Raw genomic sequence first — 16,831 nt, 5'->3', positions numbered from 1 at the left:
CGGTCATGACGCTCGTCAAGGAATCGCCCGCGGTGCCGGCGCAGAAGCGGACCTCCGCCGCTGTCGCCGGCCGGCGCGGGCGGCGCCGCGAGAACCTCGCCGGCTATCTCTTCATGTCGCCGTGGATCGCGGGGTTCGTGCTGCTCACCGCGGGGCCGATGATCGCCTCGCTGTACTACGCGTTCACCAGCTACAACCTGTTCACGCCGCCCAAGTGGGTCGGCCTGGACAACTTCACGACGATGTTCCAGGACCCGCGCTGGCAGAAGTCGGTGCAGGTCACGCTCAAGTACGTCGTCGTGGCCACGCCGCTGAAACTGCTGCTCGCACTCGGTGTGGCGATGCTGCTCGCGCAGAAGCGGCGTGGACAGGGCCTGTACCGGGCCGCCTTCTACATGCCCTCGCTCATCGGGGCGAGCGTCTCCGTCGGATTCGTCTGGCGGGCGTTGTTCTCCGACGACGCCGTCGTCGACCGGACGCAGAAGATCTTCGGGCTCGACATCGGCGGCTGGATCGGCAACCCGGACTACGTCATCTACGCTCTGGTCGCCCTGAGCGTCTGGCAGTTCGGGGCGCCGATGGTCATCTTCCTGGCCGGCCTCAAACAGGTGCCGCAGGAACTGTACGAAGCAGCGGCGATGGACGGCGCCGGGCCGCTGCGCAGGTTCTGGAACATCACCCTGCCGATGATCTCCCCGGTGCTGTTCTTCAACGTCCTGCTGGAGTCCATCCACGCGTTCCAGGTGTTCGGGTCCGCCTATGTCGTGTCGAACACGAGCTGCGGTCCCGCCGACGCCACCCTCGTCTACACCTGTTACCTGTACCAAAAGGGCTTCAAGGAGGCCCAGATGGGCTTCGCCTCCGCGATGGCCTGGACGCTGGTGATCGCGGTCGCACTGGTCACGGCGGTCCTGTTCTGGTCGCAGAAGAAGTGGGTGTATTACGAGGCCAACACGGAGGCCGCCAAGTGACCAGTGTCACCAGCCCTGCTGTCCGCACCGCCGGTGACCGGCGGCGTACCGGGTCGATCGTCTGGCACGTGGGCGCGCTGCTCGTGCTCGCGGTGGTCCTGTACCCGGTGTTCTGGGTGCTCGGCGCCTCGTTCAAGCCGGGCAAGGAGATCATCGGCAGCCTCGACCTGTTCCCGGGCAAGCCGATCCTGTCCAACTTCTCGGGGCTCGCCGACGGCATCTCCGGCATCAGCATCAGCAGCTTCTTCCTGAACTCGCTGACGTACGCGGGCCTCGCCGTGGCCGGCGTCGTGCTGTCCAGCTCGCTGACCGCGTACGCCTTCGCCAAGATCCGGTTCGCCGGACGGAACCTGCTGTTCACGCTGATGATCGGCACGCTGCTGCTGCCGTATCACGTGCTGCTCATCCCGCAGTACGTGATGTTCCGCAAACTCGAACTCATCGACACGATGGTGCCGCTGGTCGCCGGCAAGTTCCTCGCCACGGAGGCCTTCTTCGTCTTCCTGATGGTGCAGTTCATGCGCGGACTGCCCAAGGAACTCGACGAGGCCGCCAAGCTCGACGGCTGCGGGCACCTGCGCACCTACTGGTCGATCGTGCTGCCGCTGACCCGGCCCGCGCTCATCACCAGCGCCATCTTCACCTTCATCAACGCCTGGAACGACTTCATGGGGCCGCTGATCTACCTCAACAGCCCCGACAAGTACACCGTTTCGCTCGGCCTGATGATGTTCCGCGACCAGGAGGGCATCTCCAACTACGGCGGCCAGGTGGCCATGTCACTGGTCGCGCTGATCCCCGTCATCGCGTTCTTCGCCGCCTTCCAGCGGTATCTCATCGACGGCATGGCGACATCGGGGCTCAAGTGAGGGGCGCCGCTCCCGTGACCGAGTCGCGCCGCCGGATCGGGTTCGGCGTCTTCGCCGAGTGCCTGCTCACCGGCGTCTGGATCGCCCTCGCCTCGGTGCCCGTCGTCACCGCTCCGGCCGCCTTCGCGGCCGGGGCCCGGCACCTGCGCCGACACCTGGAGCAACAGGTCGGCGGATGGCGGGAGTTCGTCGCCGACCTTCGGTCCGCGGCGCGCCGCGGCTGGCTCGTCGGCCTCGCGGGCATCGCCGCCTGGGCCGCCGTCTGGGTCGACCTGCGGGTCGCCCGCGCCGGGCTGCCGGGCGGCCGGTTCGCCGCAGCCGTGGGCCTGTTCGCCCTGCTCGCGGCCGCCGTCACCGTTCTGCGGGCCGCCGCCGTGTGGGAGCCGGGAGCGGCCTGGCGCCCGCTGCTCGGCGCCGCGGCGCGACGCACCCTGCGCGGCCCGGGCGGTTCCCTGCTGCTCGTCTGCGGGATCGCGCTCACCGTCCTGTGCGCCGGCTTCATCACCCCCCTCGCCGTCCCCGTCCTCGGCATCCTCGCCGCGGCGGCGATCGCCGTGGAGGAGCGCGCCGGGACCCGCTGAGGTCCCGGCCCGCCACGGACCCATTCCCTCTCAACGCCCTTCTCGTACGGCACGTTTGGCATGCACGGAAAGGAACAACGATGTCCCCTGTGTCTCCGGGGTTCCCCCGCAGATCCCTCCTCAAGGCCGCCGCGGTGGCCGGTGCCGCCGCACAGTTCAGCTGGGCGCTGGGCAGCGGATCGGCGCAGGCCGCGTCGGCCGCCGACACGGCCGACGACGCGCCGGTCACCCTGAGCTGGCTGGAGGACGGCGGGCTCGGCGCCGCCCCCGGCTCCACCGTCGGTGTGCCGTGGCCGAAGGGCGCGTACGAGAAGGGACAGGAGTTCGCGCTCACGGACGCGGACGGCAAGCAGGTCCCCGTACAGACCTGGCCGCTGGCGCAGTGGCCCGACGGATCGCTGAAGTGGACCGCGCACGCCGTCGGTCCCGGCGCCGGTGACGGCAAGCTCACCCTGAAGGCCGGCCAGGCCGCCGCGCCCGACAAGAAGGTGACCGTCGACGAGAGCGGCGGAGTCGTCACCGTCGACACCGGCGTCGTCGTCACCAAGCTCGGCAAGAGCGGATCGTCCCTGGTCAAGACGGTCACCCGGGGCTCCACCGAGATCGCCAAGGACGGGCGGCTCGTGCTGCTGCGGCAGGCCGAGATCGAGGACGACGAGCAGGGCAGCGTCAAGACGGAACGGTTCGAGTCCGTCATCGAGGAGACCACCGTCGAGCAGGACGGGCCGGTCCGTGCCGTCGTGAAGATCGACGGCAAGCACCGCAAGGGGAACCGCAGCTGGCTCCCGTTCTCCGTCCGGTTCTACTTCTACGCCGGTGCCGAGTCGTTCCGCATGGTCCACACCATCACGTACGACGGCACGCAGGAGCCCGGCAAGGCGTCCGGCGACTTCATCCGCGGCCTCGGCGTGCGCTTCACCGTCCCGATGCGCGACGCCTCGTACGACCGCCACATCCGCATCGGCGGCGAGGACACCGGCATGATCCGGGAGGCCGTCAAGGGCATCACCGGACTGCGCCGCGATCCGGGCGCGTCCGTGCAGGCGGCGCAGTTCGCGGGCGAGAAGCTTGCCGACCCCTCCACCTGGGACCAGCGCGTCACGACCCGCCTCCAGTACATCCCCGAGTGGGGCGACTACACCCTCTCCCAGCTGTCCGCCGACGGCTTCACGCTGCGCAAGCGCACCAAGGCCGGGCACGGCTGGATCGCGGCCGGCGGCGGCAAGCGGGCCAGCGGCTTCGGCTACCTCGGCGGTCCCAGCGGCGGACTCTCCTTCGGTCTGCGCGACTTCTGGGAGAAGCACCCCACCGGGCTCGACATCCGCGGCGCGCACCAGGACGAGGCCGAGGTCACGCTGTGGCTGTGGTCGCCGCAGGCGCAGCCGATGGACCTGCGCTTCTACCACGACGGCATGGGCCAGGACACGTTCGCGGAGCAGCTCGAGGGCCTCAACATCACGTACGAGGACTACGAGCCCGAGTTCGGCACCCCGTACGGCATCGCCCGCACCAGCGAGCTGATGTTCTGGGCGAACGACGCGACGCCGAAGCCGGAGGTGCTCGCCCAGCAGGTCGAGGCCGTGCGCATCGCCCCGCAGCTCGCCGCGCCGCCCAGGCAACTCATCAAGGCCGGCGTCTTCGGCCCCGGCCTGTACTCCGAGCCGGACCGCTCCACCCCCGCCAAGGCCAAGATCGAGGACCACCTCGACTTCCTCTTCACCTATTACAAGGACCAGGTGGAGATGCGGCGCTGGTACGGCTTCTGGGACTACGGCGACGTCATGCACTCCTACGACCCCGTGCGCCACCAGTGGCGTTACGACGTCGGAGGCTACGCCTGGGACAACTCCGAGCTGTCGCCCGACATCTGGCTGTGGATGGCCTATCTGCGCTCGGGCCGCGCCGACATCTTCCGGTTCGCCGAGGCCATGACCCGGCACACCGGCGAGGTCGACGTCTACCACCTCGGCAAGTGGGCCGGACTCGGCACCCGGCACGGCGTCCAGCACTACGCCGACTCCGCGAAGCAGCAGCGCATCGCCAACACCACGTACCGCCGCTACTACTACTTCCTCACCGGTGACGAGCGGGTCGGCGACCTCATGCACGCCAACGTCGACTCCGACGAGACGTTCCTCGTGCTCGACCCGCTGCGCAAGGTCCGCACCGACACCGACTACGTGCCCGACCGCAACGCCTTGTCGATCGGCTTCGGCACCGACTGGAGCGGGCTCGTCTCGGCGTGGCTCACCGAGTGGGAGCGGCGCGGCTCCAAGTGGGAGAAGGCGCGCGACCGCGTCCTGTCGACGATGGAGACGATCGCGGCCCAGCCGAACGGCTTCGTGCAGGGCAGCGGCCTGTACGACCTCGACACCGGCAAGTTCGCCATCGCCACCGAACCGGTCGTCGGCGTCTCGCACCTGTCGGCGGTCTTCGGTCTCAACGAGCTGTGCGCCGAGCTGATCGACATCGTCGACATGCCGAAGTTCGAGGAGGCGTACTACGACTACTGCCGCTACTTCAACGCCACCAAGGCGGAGCAGGCGGCCCGTTACGGCTCCAACTTCGGCACGCTGCTCCTCTTCCAGGGCCACTCGCGCCTCGACGCGTACGCGGCCGTGCGCACCGGTGACGCCAAGCTGGCCAAGCGGGCGTGGACGAAGTTCTACAGCAGCGACGGCTACACCGAGTCCTCGCCGTGGAAGACGGAGAAGGTCGACGGGCCGGTGACGCTGGTCGCCGGCACCGAGGCCAACTGGGTCTACACGAACGACACCGCCCTCTACGGCCTCGCGGCCATCGAGAACCTGGCGCTCGTCGGGGACAAGATGCCCTGATCCGGGCAGACTCGGCTCATGGACTGGAACCGTTACCGCTTCCGCAGCGTGTGGGTGCTGCCCGCGCCGCCGGCCGAGGTGTACGCGGTCCTCGAGAAGGCCGAGGAGTACCCGGCGTGGTGGCCGCAGGTGCGGTCGGTGACGCCGCTGGACGACACCAGCGGCGTCGCCGTCTTCCGGTCCTTTCTGCCGTACCGGCTGACGGTCGTGGCCCGCGAGCGACGCCGCGACCCGGCCGGGGGCGTCCTGGAGATCGGGATGACCGGGGACCTGGAGGGGTGGGCGCGCTGGACGCTGCGGCCCCGCGCCTTCGGCGGCACCCGCGCCGTGTACGAGCAGCAGGTCGAGGTCCGTAAGCCGCTGATGCGGCGCCTCGCCGTCCCGTGCCGGCCCGTCTTCCGCGTCAACCACGCGTGGATGATGCGCGGCGGACGCCGGGGTCTGACCGCCCGCCTGCAACCGGTTTGAACACAGGGCGCCGCGACCTGTATTGTTCAACCCGTTCCCGGGCGATTAGCTCAGTGGGAGAGCGCTTCGTTCACACCGAAGAGGTCACTGGTTCGAACCCAGTATCGCCCACCCGGAGAAACCGGCCCGCCAGTCATGGCGGGCCGGTTTTCGTTTGGGCGCGCGCAGGACGGAGGGACGGGAGGCGGCACGGATGTGCCGCGGTTCTGGTTCCGCGTTCGGGATTCCCCGCGGGGGAACGATCAGGCCGCCGCCGGAAGTTCCGGGCGCAGGGGCCAGGCCGGGTCCACCGATTCCGGGTTGCCGGAGCGGGCGAACCAGGCCTGCAGGCCGCGGGCCTGGGCCGCGTGCCAGACCGCCTGGAGGGTGTGCAGCTCGGCGGGGGAGAGGCGCTCCAGGCGGGTCGCGAAGCGGCGGCCCAGGGCGCGCACCACGTCGAGCGAGGCCTGTGCGTCGGCGGCGGCGTCGTGCGCCTCCGAGAGCTCGACCTCGTAGTGCGCGCACAGGTCCGTCAGCGTGCGGCGGCCCTTGCGGTAGCGGTCCAGGTGCTTGTCGAGGACCCGCGGGTCCAGGACGCACAGCGAGTGGTTCTCCAGGTAGCGGCCCAGGGACGAGGCGCGGTGGCGCTTCAGTTCCCGGTCCAGGAGGGTCAGGTCGAAGGGGGCGTTCATCACCACCAAAGGGCGCCCGGCCGCCGCCTGTTCGGCCAGCGCCCGGCCTATCTCCTCCATCACCGGCGACGGCCAGCGGCCGTTGCGCTGCAGGTGCTCGTCGGTCAGGCCGTGGATCTCGGTGGCGCCCGCCGGCACCGAGACACCCGGGTTGACCAGCCAGCGCGTCACCCGCGGACGCGACCCTGCCGCGTCCTGCACCACGAGCGCCGCCGACACGATCCGGTCGCTCTCCACGTCCACACCCGTGGTCTCCGTGTCGAAGGCCGCGAGGGGGCCTTCGTACCAGCACGTCATGTGCCATCAACTCCTTGTTCGCGCGCGGCAGATGACGTCCCCGTCGACGTGTTGCCCGCTGCCCGCTTCGGTGATACCCGGGCCGTTTGCGTCGTACGCCGAGCGGTGACAACACAGGTACGAGTCATGGCAGTTCAGCGGGGTGCCATTGACTCGGGTTTGAGTCATTTCTTGATCTCCGCGGGGATTCATCTTTCTGGAAGGCCAGTTGGACCATGGCGCTCGCGCAGCCCGAACAGGGCGGGCTGCTGCCCGAGCGGTTCGCACCGTCGCGCGGCACACTCGCCACCACCGCCTGCATGGAGACCCTTCAGGTGGGCTATCTGCACGCCGTGGCGGCGGCCGCCGGGTGCTCGCTCTCGCAGCCCTTTCCGGACAACGGCATCGACTGGCACGTCAGTCACAGTGCCCCCGGGCACACGGTCGACGACGAAGTCACCATCAAAGTGCAGCTCAAGGCGACGTACCAGGTCGCGCCGAACCCGCCGGGCCCCTTCTTCTCCTTCACGCTCGACAATCCGCACCTGGAGAAGCTCGCCCGCACCCCGGTCTCGGTGCACAAGATCCTCGTCGTGATGCTCGTGCCGCGCTCCCAGGACGACTGGCTGCGCGCCGGCCACGACCGGCTCGACCTGCGGCACTGCTGCTACTGGACCAACCTCGCCGGACATCCGGTCACCGGCCGGCGCAGGACCACCGTCCGCATCCCGACCTCGCGGATCTTCGACGACCGCGCGCTGTGCGAGATCATGACCCGCGTCGGGACCGGCGGGCGGCCCTGAACCGTCGAGGAATCATGCCAACTCGGCGGGGAGTGAAGGGAGTTCGAGATGCAGCACCGCCCGATCGGTGATCCCGTGCGTCCGTTCAGCGCGGCCCGCGCACACCCCGTGGAGCTCACCGGGCCCGAGCCGCGACAGGTCGACCCGGCCGTGCTCAGCGCCCTGCTCGACCGGCACGGCTGGGAGCGGCGCGGCGGCGCGGCCGGGCGGTACGCGCGCTGGACCCTGCCCGGTTCCGGCTCCCGCACCAGCCTGCTCGTACCGGAGAGCCGCGCCTTCCCCGACAGTGAGGAACTGCTCGGCGAGGTTCTGGTCGCGCTGGAGCGCAGCGGCACCCAGGCCGCCCGCGAGGTGCTCGTCTCACTCGCCGTGCCGAGCGACGAGATCCGCTGGTGGCGCGATGGGCCGGCCGGGCCCGCCGGCGCCTCCGCCTGGGTCGTCGAGGAGCAACTGCGGTCCGCGGCCCGCCGGATGCTGCTGGCCGGTGCCCTCGCCGCGCGCGGCCGCGCCGGGTACTACGGCGCCCGGCACCGGCGGCCTGCCGCCGCGGCCCTGGAGCAGGTGCTGGTGCAGCCCGCGCCCGGCGGCCGCCGCCTCACCGCGTTCGTGCCGGTCGACGCGGGCCGCTCGCTCGCCGTCCGGCTGCACCAGGCGCTGTACGCGGTGCGCGAGGCCATCGACTACCGGCGGGCCACCGGCGGCATGGACGCCTTCGACGCCGCCGTCGAGGCCGGCGTCAGTCATGAACTGACCGAGGCACTGATCGCGCTGGTGCGCGGCACGGAGGGCGCCCGGATCGGCGTCGCCTGGGCGCCCGCGGCCGGGGTCCCCGAGGAGTGCACCGACGGCGACGACCCGGTCGAGTTCTCGCCCGGCGACCTCGACCTGCTGCGCGAGGCGGGCACCCGCTATCTGCACGCCGAACCCGCCGTCTCCGTCCGCGTCACCGGCACCGTCGTCCGTCTGGGCCGCAGCGGACCGCGCGGCGAGGGCACCGTGCGGCTGCACGTGATCGCGGGCGCCGACGTCCCGCAGGTGCGGATGACGCTGGACGAGGAGGCGTACCGGATCGCGGGCCACGCCCACCTGGTCGGCCTGCCGATCCGGGTGCACGGCCGCCTGGAGAGCCGTGGCGGCTTCCGGCGCCTGACCGGCGCCACCGGCGTCGTCCCCGTCCAGGTCGAGGAGGCCGAGCGGGACCGGCTGATGAAGTCCCTCCAGGAGAACCTGGACTTCTTCGAGGAGGCCTGCGCCGGCGACGACCAGCCGGGCTGATGCGCGTACAGGTCCCTGAGCAGGGAGAACCCCGCGCCGTGGTGGATCGTCTCGCGGCGGATGCGGAGCACGAGCGTGGCGAGGGGCTCCTGCGCGTACGGGCCCTCGGCGGGGCCGCACGGGCGCGCCGGCCCCTCCTCACCGAGGCCGCGCACCCCGCCCGTCCACACCCTGTACGCCGCGGTCCGGATCCGGGCCGGGACGTACGGTCCGGCAGTCCAAAACCGGCTCCCGGAAGTACGCGCCGTCGGTGAGACCGGCGAGGCGGGGCCCGAGCCGATGGCGCCGGCGCCGGTCGGGATGGTCGGCGAGGAGAGTGTTCCGGTCCAGGGGCGGGTCGGGGCCATGCGGGGCGGGCTGGGCCGGGGTGCGGGCCGCTGCCCGTTAACCGTTTCGCGAGCGGACCCGGCGACTCGGTACGATCGCTACTGCGCGCGTCACAGGTAATGGCGTGGCATTCCCTTTGAGGCAGGAGAGACCGGTGTCAGAAGTCCGTGTGATCATCCAACGCGATTCCGAGCGGGAAGAACGCGTGGTGACTACGGGCACTACGGCCGCCGAGCTCTTCGCCGGTGAGCGCAGTATTGTCGCGGCCCGCGTGGCCGGTGAGCTGAAGGACCTCGCGTACGTCGTCGCCGACGGCGAGGAGGTCGAGCCCGTCGAGATCACGTCCGAGGACGGTCTCAACATCCTGCGGCACTCCACCGCGCACGTCATGGCGCAGGCCGTGCAGGAGCTGTTCCCCGAGGCCAAGCTCGGCATCGGCCCGCCCATCAAGGACGGCTTCTACTACGACTTCGACGTCAAGGAGCCGTTCACCCCCGAGGACCTCAAGCGCATCGAGAAGAAGATGCAGGAGATCCAGAAGCGGGGCCAGAAGTTCTCGCGCCGGGTCACCACCGACGAGGACGCGCGCGTCGAGCTGGCCGACGAGCCCTACAAGCTGGAGCTCATCGGCCTCAAGGGCAATGCCGCCCAGGCCGCGGACGGCGCAGACGCCGAGGTGGGCGGCGGCGAGCTGACCATCTACGACAACCTCGACGCCAAGACCGGCGACCTGTGCTGGAAGGACCTCTGCCGGGGTCCGCACCTGCCCTCGACCCGGGTCATCCCCGCGTTCAAGCTGATGCGCTCCGCCGCCGCCTACTGGCGCGGCAGCGAGAAGAACCCGCAGCTCCAGCGCATCTACGGCACCGCGTGGCCGACCAAGGACGAGCTCAAGGGCTACCTCGACTTCCTCGCCGAGGCCGAGAAGCGCGACCACCGCAAGCTCGGTGCGGAGCTGGACCTGTTCTCCTTCCCGGAGGAGCTCGGCCCGGGTCTCGCGGTCTTCCACCCCAAGGGCGGCGTGATCCGCAAGGTCATGGAGGACTACTCGCGGCGCCGCCACGAGGCCTCCGGCTACGAGTTCGTGAACACCCCGCACATCTCGAAGGAGCACCTCTTCGAGACCTCGGGGCACCTGCCGCACTACGCGGACGGCATGTTCCCGCCCATCCAGTTCGACGAGCAGAACTACCGCCTCAAGGCGATGAACTGCCCGATGCACAACCTGATCTTCAAGTCGCGCGGCCGTTCCTACCGTGAACTCCCGCTGCGGCTCTTCGAGTTCGGCACCGTGTACCGGTACGAGAAGTCGGGCGTCGTGCACGGCCTGACCCGCTCGCGCGGCTTCACCCAGGACGACTCGCACATCTACTGCACCAAGGAGCAGATGGCGGAGGAGCTCGACAAGCTCCTCACCTTCGTCCTGGACCTGCTGCGCGACTACGGCCTGACCGAGTTCGAGCTGGAGCTGTCGACCCGCGACGACTCCGACAAGTTCATCGGTACGGACGAGGACTGGGAGGAGGCCACCGAGGCGCTCCGCCAGGCGGCCGAGAAGCAGGGCCTGCCGCTGGTCGCCGACCCGGGCGGCGCCGCGTACTACGGCCCGAAGATCTCGGTGCAGGTCAAGGACGCCATCGGCCGCTCCTGGCAGATGTCGACCCTCCAGGTGGACTTCAACCAGCCCAAGCGGTTCGGCCTGGAGTACACCGCGGCGGACGGCTCGCGTCAGCAGCCCGTCATGCTGCACCGTGCGCTGTTCGGTTCCATCGAGCGGTTCTTCGGCGTGCTCCTGGAGCACTACGCGGGTGCGTTCCCGGCGTGGCTGGCCCCGGTCCAGGCCGTCGGCATCCCGATCGGCGACGGGCACGTGGAGTACCTGCAGCAGTTCGCCGAGAAGGCCCGGGCCCAGGGTCTGCGCGTCGAGGTCGACGCCTCCTCGGACCGCATGCAGAAGAAGATCCGCAACCAGCAGAAGGCCAAGGTGCCCTTCATGGTCATCGCGGGCGACGAGGACATGAACGCCGGTTCGGTGTCCTTCCGCTACCGCGACGGCTCGCAGGAGAACGGCATCCCGGTCGACGAGGCCATCGCGAAGATCGTGAAGGTCGTCGAGGAGCGGGCGCAGGTCTGACCCTCAGCCGCTGTCACGAGAGGCCCCCGGAGACTTCCCCGGGGGCCTCTCGGCCGTCTCGCCCTCCCGTGCGAAGACCTGGATCAGCCACGACGAGAACGAACCGGTGACCGCGCCGAGCAGCGCGAGACCGCACGCCATCAGACCGACCGCGACCAGCCGGCCGAGGGGGGTCACCGGCGTCAGATCGCCGTACCCGGTCGTCGACAGCGTCGTGCACGTCCACCACACCGAGTCCCCGTACGTGCGGATCATGGCGCCCGGCGCGGCATGCTCGGTCTGGTAGACCGCGAGCGACCCCGCGAAACCGAGCAGCGCCGCCGACAGACCCGCGTACGCCATCACGCGCGCGTACAGCGACAGGCGCGGCTCGTTGCGGCGGCGCTGCACCGAGTCGTAGGCCTGCACGATGCGCAGCGGGCGCAGCAGCGGCAGCAGCAGGACCAGGGTGTCCAGCCAGCGGGAGCGCACGAACCGGGTCAGCCGCAGTCCGCTCAGGCGCCACCGCACCGCGTAGTCCACGAGGAACACCGCCCAGGCCGCGAGCGTCGTGACGAGGCACAGGGTCCGGACGGGCTCCGACAGGTCGTGGCCCAGGACACGGGTCGCGTACGAGACGAGGTAGAGCACCGAAGCGGTCAGCAGGGCCGGGCCGTTGTACCGTTCCCAGCGCGCGAGAGGGGTGTCGGTCATCCGGACAGCATCGCCCGGGGCCACCCCGTATCCCACCCGCCGACACGCGGCGCCGAGGTCACGCCATATGCTGCACTTCATGACGAGTCAGCCGGAGCAGCAGATCGGTCCTGTGGGTGAACCGGACGGGTTCGGGCGGCTGTGGACGCCGCACCGCATCGCCTACATCCAGGGCGAGGGCAAACCGACGGGCCCCGGGGCCGACGACGGCTGTCCCTTCTGCGCCGCTCCCGGCAAGTCGGACGAGGACGCGCTGATCGTGGCGCGCGGCGAGCATGTCTTCGCGATCCTCAACCTGTACCCGTACAACGGCGGGCACATGATGGTGCTGCCGTACCGGCATGTCGCCGACTACACCGACCTCGACGACGCCGAGACCGCCGAGCTGGCCGTCTTCACCAAGCACGCCATGACGGCGCTGCGGGCGGCCTCCGGGGCGCACGGGTTCAACATCGGCATGAACCAGGGCGCCGTCGCGGGTGCCGGGATCGCGGCCCATCTGCATCAGCACATCGTGCCGCGGTGGGGTGGGGACACGAACTTCATGCCTGTGGTCGGGCACACCAAGGTGCTGCCGCAGATGCTTGCCGATACGCGTACCGCGCTTGCCAAGGTGTGGCCTGGGGCCTGAGGACCTGCGGTGGTGCAGGGGCCGGGGCCGAGCGCCTGCCCGGCGCCGGGGTGCCCGCCCCAGGCGGCAGATTGCCGAGGACGGCGGGGCGGGCCGCTGTCAGGCGATCCAGTGGGAGCGCAGTGACGGGGGCGCCGGGGCCAAGGCGTCCGCCTGGGCGGTCGCCAGTCGTTGTACCGCCTCCGTGAGCGTGTCCGGCGGCAACGTGAACGGGATCCGGAGCCGGTTCTCGAACAGGCCCGGGTCCGCGCCGAAGTAACCGCCACCCTCGATCCGTACGCCGTGCGCGAGCGCCCGCTCCGCGAGGGCGGACGAGACCGGAGCGCCCAGGTCGACCCAGAGCGAGAGACCGCCGGGCGGGGTGCGCCACGACCACTGAGGGGCGTGCACCCGCAGCGCGTCCGCGAGCGCGGCACGGCCCGCGCGCAGCCGGTCGAGATGGGCGGGCAGCAGATCGTCGGCCCTGGTCAGCAGCGAGAGAGCCAGAAGCTGGTCCACCACGGAGCCGCCCATGTCGGTCGCCACACGCTGCGCCGCGAGCTCGGTGACCAGACGGGCGGGGGCGCGCAGCCAGCCGATGCGCAGGCCCGCCCAGTGCGTCTTGCTCATCGAACCGGTCGTGACGACCTCGGCCGTCGTCTCCGGTGTGCCGTGCGCCGCGAACGGCACGGGGGCCGCCGCGTCGAGCGCCAGCTCCGCGAGGGTCTCGTCGACGATCAGCCAGGTGCCGGAGCCGTGCGCCGCGCGCAGCACCCGGGAGCGGTCGTCGGGCGGCATCACGCAGCCGGTGGGGTTGTGGAAGTCCGGGATCAGATAGGCGAGCCGGGGCACCGAGCGGCGCAGCGTCGACTCGACGATCTCGATGTCCCAGCCGGTCCCGTCGTGCACGGGGACCGAGACCGTGCGCAGCCCCGCGCGGCGCAGCGCCTCCAACGCGTTCGGATACGACGGGTTCTCGGCCATGGCCCGGTCGCCGGGCCGGGACAGCAGGGACAGCACCAGCGACAGGCCGTGCTGGGCACCCGACGTCACCAGGATCTGCTCGGGCGTGGTGGCGAGGCCGCGCGCCGTGAACCGGTCGGCGAGCGCCGCCCTCAACTCCGGCAGCCCGTACGGGTGGTAGCCCAGGGTGCCCGCGTGCCCGGCCGCCTGCGGGGCGATCTCCGCGAGGGTGTCGGAGAGGATCTCGCCGGGCAGCGCGGCGGCGGCCCTGGCCAGGTCGATCGCGGGGTCCTCGGGGCGCAGCAGACGGCTGACGCCCTTGGCGGCCCGGCCCCGCGGCAGCGCCGTCCAGGTGCCCGAACCCTGCCGGCTGTGCGCGTACCCGTTCTCCCGCAGCAGGTCGTACAGGGCCGTCACCGTGGTCCTGCTGGTGCCGAGCGCGGTGGCCAGCTCCCGCTCGGCGGGCAGCCGTACGTGCAGCGCGAGCCGCCCGTCGAGGATCAACTCCCCGATGGCGTGCGCCAGATGACGGTACGCGGGTCTGGCCTGCGCCGGGTCGGGCAGCATCGCGGCGAGGCTGCGGGCCCCGACGGTGCGGGGCGTCCGGTCCTGCCGGCCGGCGGTGGCATCGGCATGCACCACGTGAACCACACCATTCCTCAGTGATTGGCCCTGCTTTCCGAGCCAATCAATCTACAGAGTGGTGGCATTGGTTCTGAAGGCGCCCTGGCGCGCCGTACCTCCGGAGTCTCGATGCCCCCTGCGCCCCCTGTGCCCGTACCCGCCCCCATGCCCCCGACCTCGTACACACCCCTGCGGGAACGGCCGGGCCGGCGGCTGCCGCAACTCGTCCTCGGCCTGTTCCTCTACGGCTTCAGCATGGCGATGATGGTCCGCGCGGGCCTGGGCCTGGCCCCCTGGAGCGTCCTCAACGAAGGGCTGGCCCGGCACCTCGCGCTCAGCTTCGGCACGCTCACCAATCTGATCGGCGTGGCCGTGCTGCTGCTGTGGATCCCGCTGCGCCAGCGGCCCACCCTGGGCACCTTCGCCAACATCCTCACCGTGGGCTGGTCCTCCGACCTGGGCCTCTGGCTGCTGCCCTCCGACCCGGCGCTGCCGCTGCGCGTCGCGTTCCTCGCGGCCGGCGTCCTGCTCAACGGCGTCTCGATCGCCGTCTACGTCGGCGCCCGCTGCGGTCCGGGCCCGCGCGACGGCCTCATGACCGGCCTCACCGCGCTGACCGGCCGCAAGGTGCGCACCGTCCGCACCGGCATCGAGATCGTGGTGCTCGCCGCCGGCTGGCTGCTCGGCGGGGGAGTGGGCGCCGGCACGGTGCTCTACGCCGTGTCCGTGGGCACGGTGACGCAGTACTGCCTGCCCCGGTTCGCGTACCGGAGCGAGCGGGACCGCGGCACCGCCGCAACCGCTACGCGTCGTACACGTCCGCCTTCTTCGGCGACGCGTCCTGGACCAGTCCACTGAGCACGCCCGAGCGGGTGCCGAACTTCTCCGTGTTCACGTTGTGATCCTCCAGGACCTTGAGGGCCGCCGCGTGGACCACCCGCAGCACCGGGGTCGCGGTGCGCAGCGCGTCGTCCGCCATGAAGCGGTGCCGCCACGGCTGGTCGGCCCAGGCGTGACGCAGGCCGAACGGCTCGGGGAGCGCCAGCGTGCCGCCCTTGGCGTTCAGGTACGAGCGGCCCTTCGCGAACATGGTCAGCGGCGCCCGCAGCGCCAGCCGGACCGCCTCGTCCGCGTCGACCAGCGGGAGGTTCTTCTTCGTGCTCTCCCAGGGGGTGAAGGGCTTGGCGACGTCCTTGGTCCGCGGCTCCGGCTTGGAGGTGAACAGCGAGTTGACCGGGCCCAGCGCGTGGCCCGTCACCTCGATGCGCAGCGTCTCGTGCAGCACCGTCACCGTGATCAGCATGGTGATGACCAACTGGCCGTCCCAGAGCGTGAACTGGACGCCCAGGTAGTGCCGGTCGCCGCCGCCGAACTGCTGCTCGTTGCAGATCCGCTCCATCTCGTGCTGCTTGACCCGGAACGCGTCGACGTCCTCGCCCGAGGGGCGCGCCACCGCCTTCGCGTTCTCCCCGATCGGCGTGACGATCCAGTGGTCCACGTACGGCTTCGGGAAACCGCCGGTGTGCAGCGGACCGCGCTCCAGCAGCCGCAACTGGTCCTGGATCGCGCGTATCACGGTCCAGCTGCGGAACGGGTGGATGTCCTTGCCCTCCTCCACCGGCACCAGATCCTCCGCGAGCTGCCAGCTGCCCCAGCGCGTCCCCATGCCGAGGATGCCCTTCGGGCCCGCGTAGAAGACCGCGTTCGACTGCTGCTCGGCGGTCAACTTGGCCAGATTCTGGCGCAGTTGCTCCGCCTGCGTCTCGCCGGGACTGCCCGGCACCGCCTCCGGGATCTTCGCGCCGACCCCGCCGCCGGACAGCAGCCCCGACCAGCGGTCCCGCAGGTCGGCGGCGGTGCGCAGACAGATCTGCCGGGCCCAGATGCCGCCGACGACCGGAGCCACGAACGACAGACGCAGGTACCAGGCCCAGCCGCCGGTGAGCGGCATCTTGACCAGAACGATGGCGATGACGACGGCGGCGATGGCGATGACCGCCGTGGTCAGCGCCGCCGTCCTGCGCGCCTCGCGCTCTGCCTTCTTCGCCTCGCTCTGCTCCTTGGTGGACTTGTTCTTGTCCACCGCCTCCTTGGCGATCTGCTCCGCGGTCGCCACCCTGTTGTTGTTCCTGCGGCGGACCTCGAAGGCGGCTGCCCACAGCAGAAGCCCCGGCAGGAAGAGCACGCCGAACACCAGCGTCAGGACGGACAGCAGGCCGTCGCGCTGGCGGCGGATACGGGAGGCCGCGAGGCAGTGCTCCACGACGACCTGCGGCTCGGTCCCGAAGGACTGGATGAGCGGCTTGCGGCCGCCGTCCAGCATCCGGTGCTGCACGGCCTGCGAGAACGCCTCACCGAGATTGGGCGCCAGCAGCGCCCACTTGGGGTCCTTGACCTCGGACTTGTGCCACTCGTTGTTGGCTTCCTCGATCTTCTTGGCCGGGTCGTCACGGTACGCCGCCGACGCGATGGCGAACGTCGCCGCGGTCTGACCCGCCGAACCCGTCAGCGGGATCTGTGCTCCCGGACTGAAATCGAATGCGTCGTCCGCCACTGCCGCCCCCATCGCCGCATGCCGTCGCTGCTGCGGCTCTTCCCGACTTCCCTGCCCCGCACACCTGTTGATCAGTTCATCTGTCTGCTGATGTTGATCGTCGTCCAGCGTAACGGCCACCACCGACATCCGTCCTCACAAGCGGGACGCCGGTGGTGGTGACGGCCGTCGGCAG

Annotated in this window: 14 protein-coding genes and 1 tRNA gene; 11 read left to right on the top strand and 4 right to left on the bottom strand. The window is 70.7% G+C overall.

Annotation, left to right across the window (positions count from 1 at the left end; translation table 11 throughout):
* Positions 1-5 precede the first annotated feature (5 nt).
* The 6 genes from J3486_RS10330 (at position 6) to J3486_RS10305 (ending at position 5,837) form a co-directional block, all read left to right on the top strand.
* Positions 6-971, top strand: a complete 966-nt coding sequence (locus tag J3486_RS10330; RefSeq protein WP_207819908.1) for a carbohydrate ABC transporter permease — start codon at positions 6-8, stop codon at positions 969-971.
* Complete coding sequence (locus tag J3486_RS10325) at positions 968-1,840, top strand: carbohydrate ABC transporter permease (protein WP_207819907.1); 873 nt, start codon at positions 968-970, stop codon at positions 1,838-1,840. The genes J3486_RS10330 and J3486_RS10325 overlap by 4 nt, the downstream gene beginning before the upstream one ends.
* A 14-nt stretch (positions 1,841-1,854) precedes the next feature.
* Positions 1,855-2,421 carry a hypothetical protein gene (locus tag J3486_RS10320; RefSeq protein WP_307804764.1) on the top strand — a complete coding sequence of 189 codons (567 nt, stop codon included), beginning with the start codon at positions 1,855-1,857 and terminating at the stop codon, positions 2,419-2,421.
* Positions 2,422-2,501: 80 nt separating this feature from the next.
* On the top strand, positions 2,502-5,258 hold the full coding sequence (locus J3486_RS10315; protein ID WP_207819905.1) for a Tat pathway signal sequence domain protein: 2,757 nt from the start codon (positions 2,502-2,504) through the stop codon (positions 5,256-5,258).
* An 18-nt stretch (positions 5,259-5,276) separates the two neighbouring features.
* Positions 5,277-5,726: an SRPBCC family protein gene (locus J3486_RS10310; RefSeq protein ID WP_207819904.1), complete on the top strand. Its 450-nt coding sequence runs from the start codon at positions 5,277-5,279 to the stop codon at positions 5,724-5,726.
* 39 nt (positions 5,727-5,765) lie between these two features.
* Positions 5,766-5,837 (top strand) — tRNA-Val (locus tag J3486_RS10305).
* 131 nt (positions 5,838-5,968) lie between these two features.
* On the opposite strand, the gene J3486_RS10300 is transcribed toward J3486_RS10305, so the two are convergent.
* Positions 5,969-6,694: a 3'-5' exonuclease gene (locus J3486_RS10300; protein WP_207819903.1), complete on the bottom strand. Its 726-nt coding sequence runs from the start codon at positions 6,692-6,694 to the stop codon at positions 5,969-5,971.
* Between the two features lie 215 nt (positions 6,695-6,909).
* Between J3486_RS10300 and J3486_RS10295 the strand changes: the two genes are divergently transcribed.
* From J3486_RS10295 to thrS, 3 genes are all read left to right on the top strand, one after another.
* Positions 6,910-7,476 carry a DUF4365 domain-containing protein gene (locus J3486_RS10295; RefSeq protein WP_207819902.1) on the top strand — a complete coding sequence of 189 codons (567 nt, stop codon included), beginning with the start codon at positions 6,910-6,912 and terminating at the stop codon, positions 7,474-7,476.
* Positions 7,477-7,524: 48 nt separating this feature from the next.
* Positions 7,525-8,751, top strand: a complete 1,227-nt coding sequence (locus J3486_RS10290) for a hypothetical protein (RefSeq protein ID WP_207819901.1) — start codon at positions 7,525-7,527, stop codon at positions 8,749-8,751.
* A gap of 481 nt (positions 8,752-9,232) precedes the next feature.
* Positions 9,233-11,212 (top strand): threonine--tRNA ligase, encoded by a 1,980-nt coding sequence (gene thrS / locus J3486_RS10285; RefSeq protein WP_207819900.1) that lies wholly within the window; start codon positions 9,233-9,235, stop codon positions 11,210-11,212.
* Positions 11,213-11,215: 3 nt separating this feature from the next.
* Here thrS and J3486_RS10280 read toward each other — a convergent pair whose 3' ends face one another.
* The gene (locus tag J3486_RS10280; RefSeq protein ID WP_207819899.1) at positions 11,216-11,905 is read right to left on the bottom strand and encodes a potassium channel family protein; all 690 of its coding nucleotides are present in this window, start codon (positions 11,903-11,905) and stop codon (positions 11,216-11,218) included.
* Between the two features lie 67 nt (positions 11,906-11,972).
* Here J3486_RS10280 and J3486_RS10275 point away from each other — a divergent pair, with 67 nt between their 5' ends.
* Positions 11,973-12,536, top strand: a complete 564-nt coding sequence (locus tag J3486_RS10275) for an HIT domain-containing protein (protein WP_207819898.1) — start codon at positions 11,973-11,975, stop codon at positions 12,534-12,536.
* A gap of 99 nt (positions 12,537-12,635) precedes the next feature.
* On the opposite strand, the gene J3486_RS10270 is transcribed toward J3486_RS10275, so the two are convergent.
* Complete coding sequence (locus J3486_RS10270) at positions 12,636-14,120, bottom strand: PLP-dependent aminotransferase family protein (protein ID WP_307804763.1); 1,485 nt, start codon at positions 14,118-14,120, stop codon at positions 12,636-12,638.
* A gap of 147 nt (positions 14,121-14,267) precedes the next feature.
* On the opposite strand from J3486_RS10270, the gene J3486_RS10265 reads away from it, so the two are divergent.
* Positions 14,268-14,960 carry a YitT family protein gene (locus J3486_RS10265; RefSeq protein WP_207819897.1) on the top strand — a complete coding sequence of 231 codons (693 nt, stop codon included), beginning with the start codon at positions 14,268-14,270 and terminating at the stop codon, positions 14,958-14,960.
* Here J3486_RS10265 and J3486_RS10260 read toward each other — a convergent pair.
* Positions 14,905-16,668 carry a hypothetical protein gene (locus tag J3486_RS10260; RefSeq protein WP_207819896.1) on the bottom strand — a complete coding sequence of 588 codons (1,764 nt, stop codon included), beginning with the start codon at positions 16,666-16,668 and terminating at the stop codon, positions 14,905-14,907. The genes J3486_RS10265 and J3486_RS10260 overlap by 56 nt on opposite strands.
* Positions 16,669-16,831 lie beyond the last annotated feature (163 nt).

It is taken from the genome of Streptomyces sp. VRA16 Mangrove soil (genome assembly GCF_017377775.1).
Taxonomy (GTDB): domain Bacteria; phylum Actinomycetota; class Actinomycetes; order Streptomycetales; family Streptomycetaceae; genus Streptomyces.
Note: the sequence above shows the minus strand (reverse complement) of the source record. Positions and strands in the feature narration are given on the sequence as shown.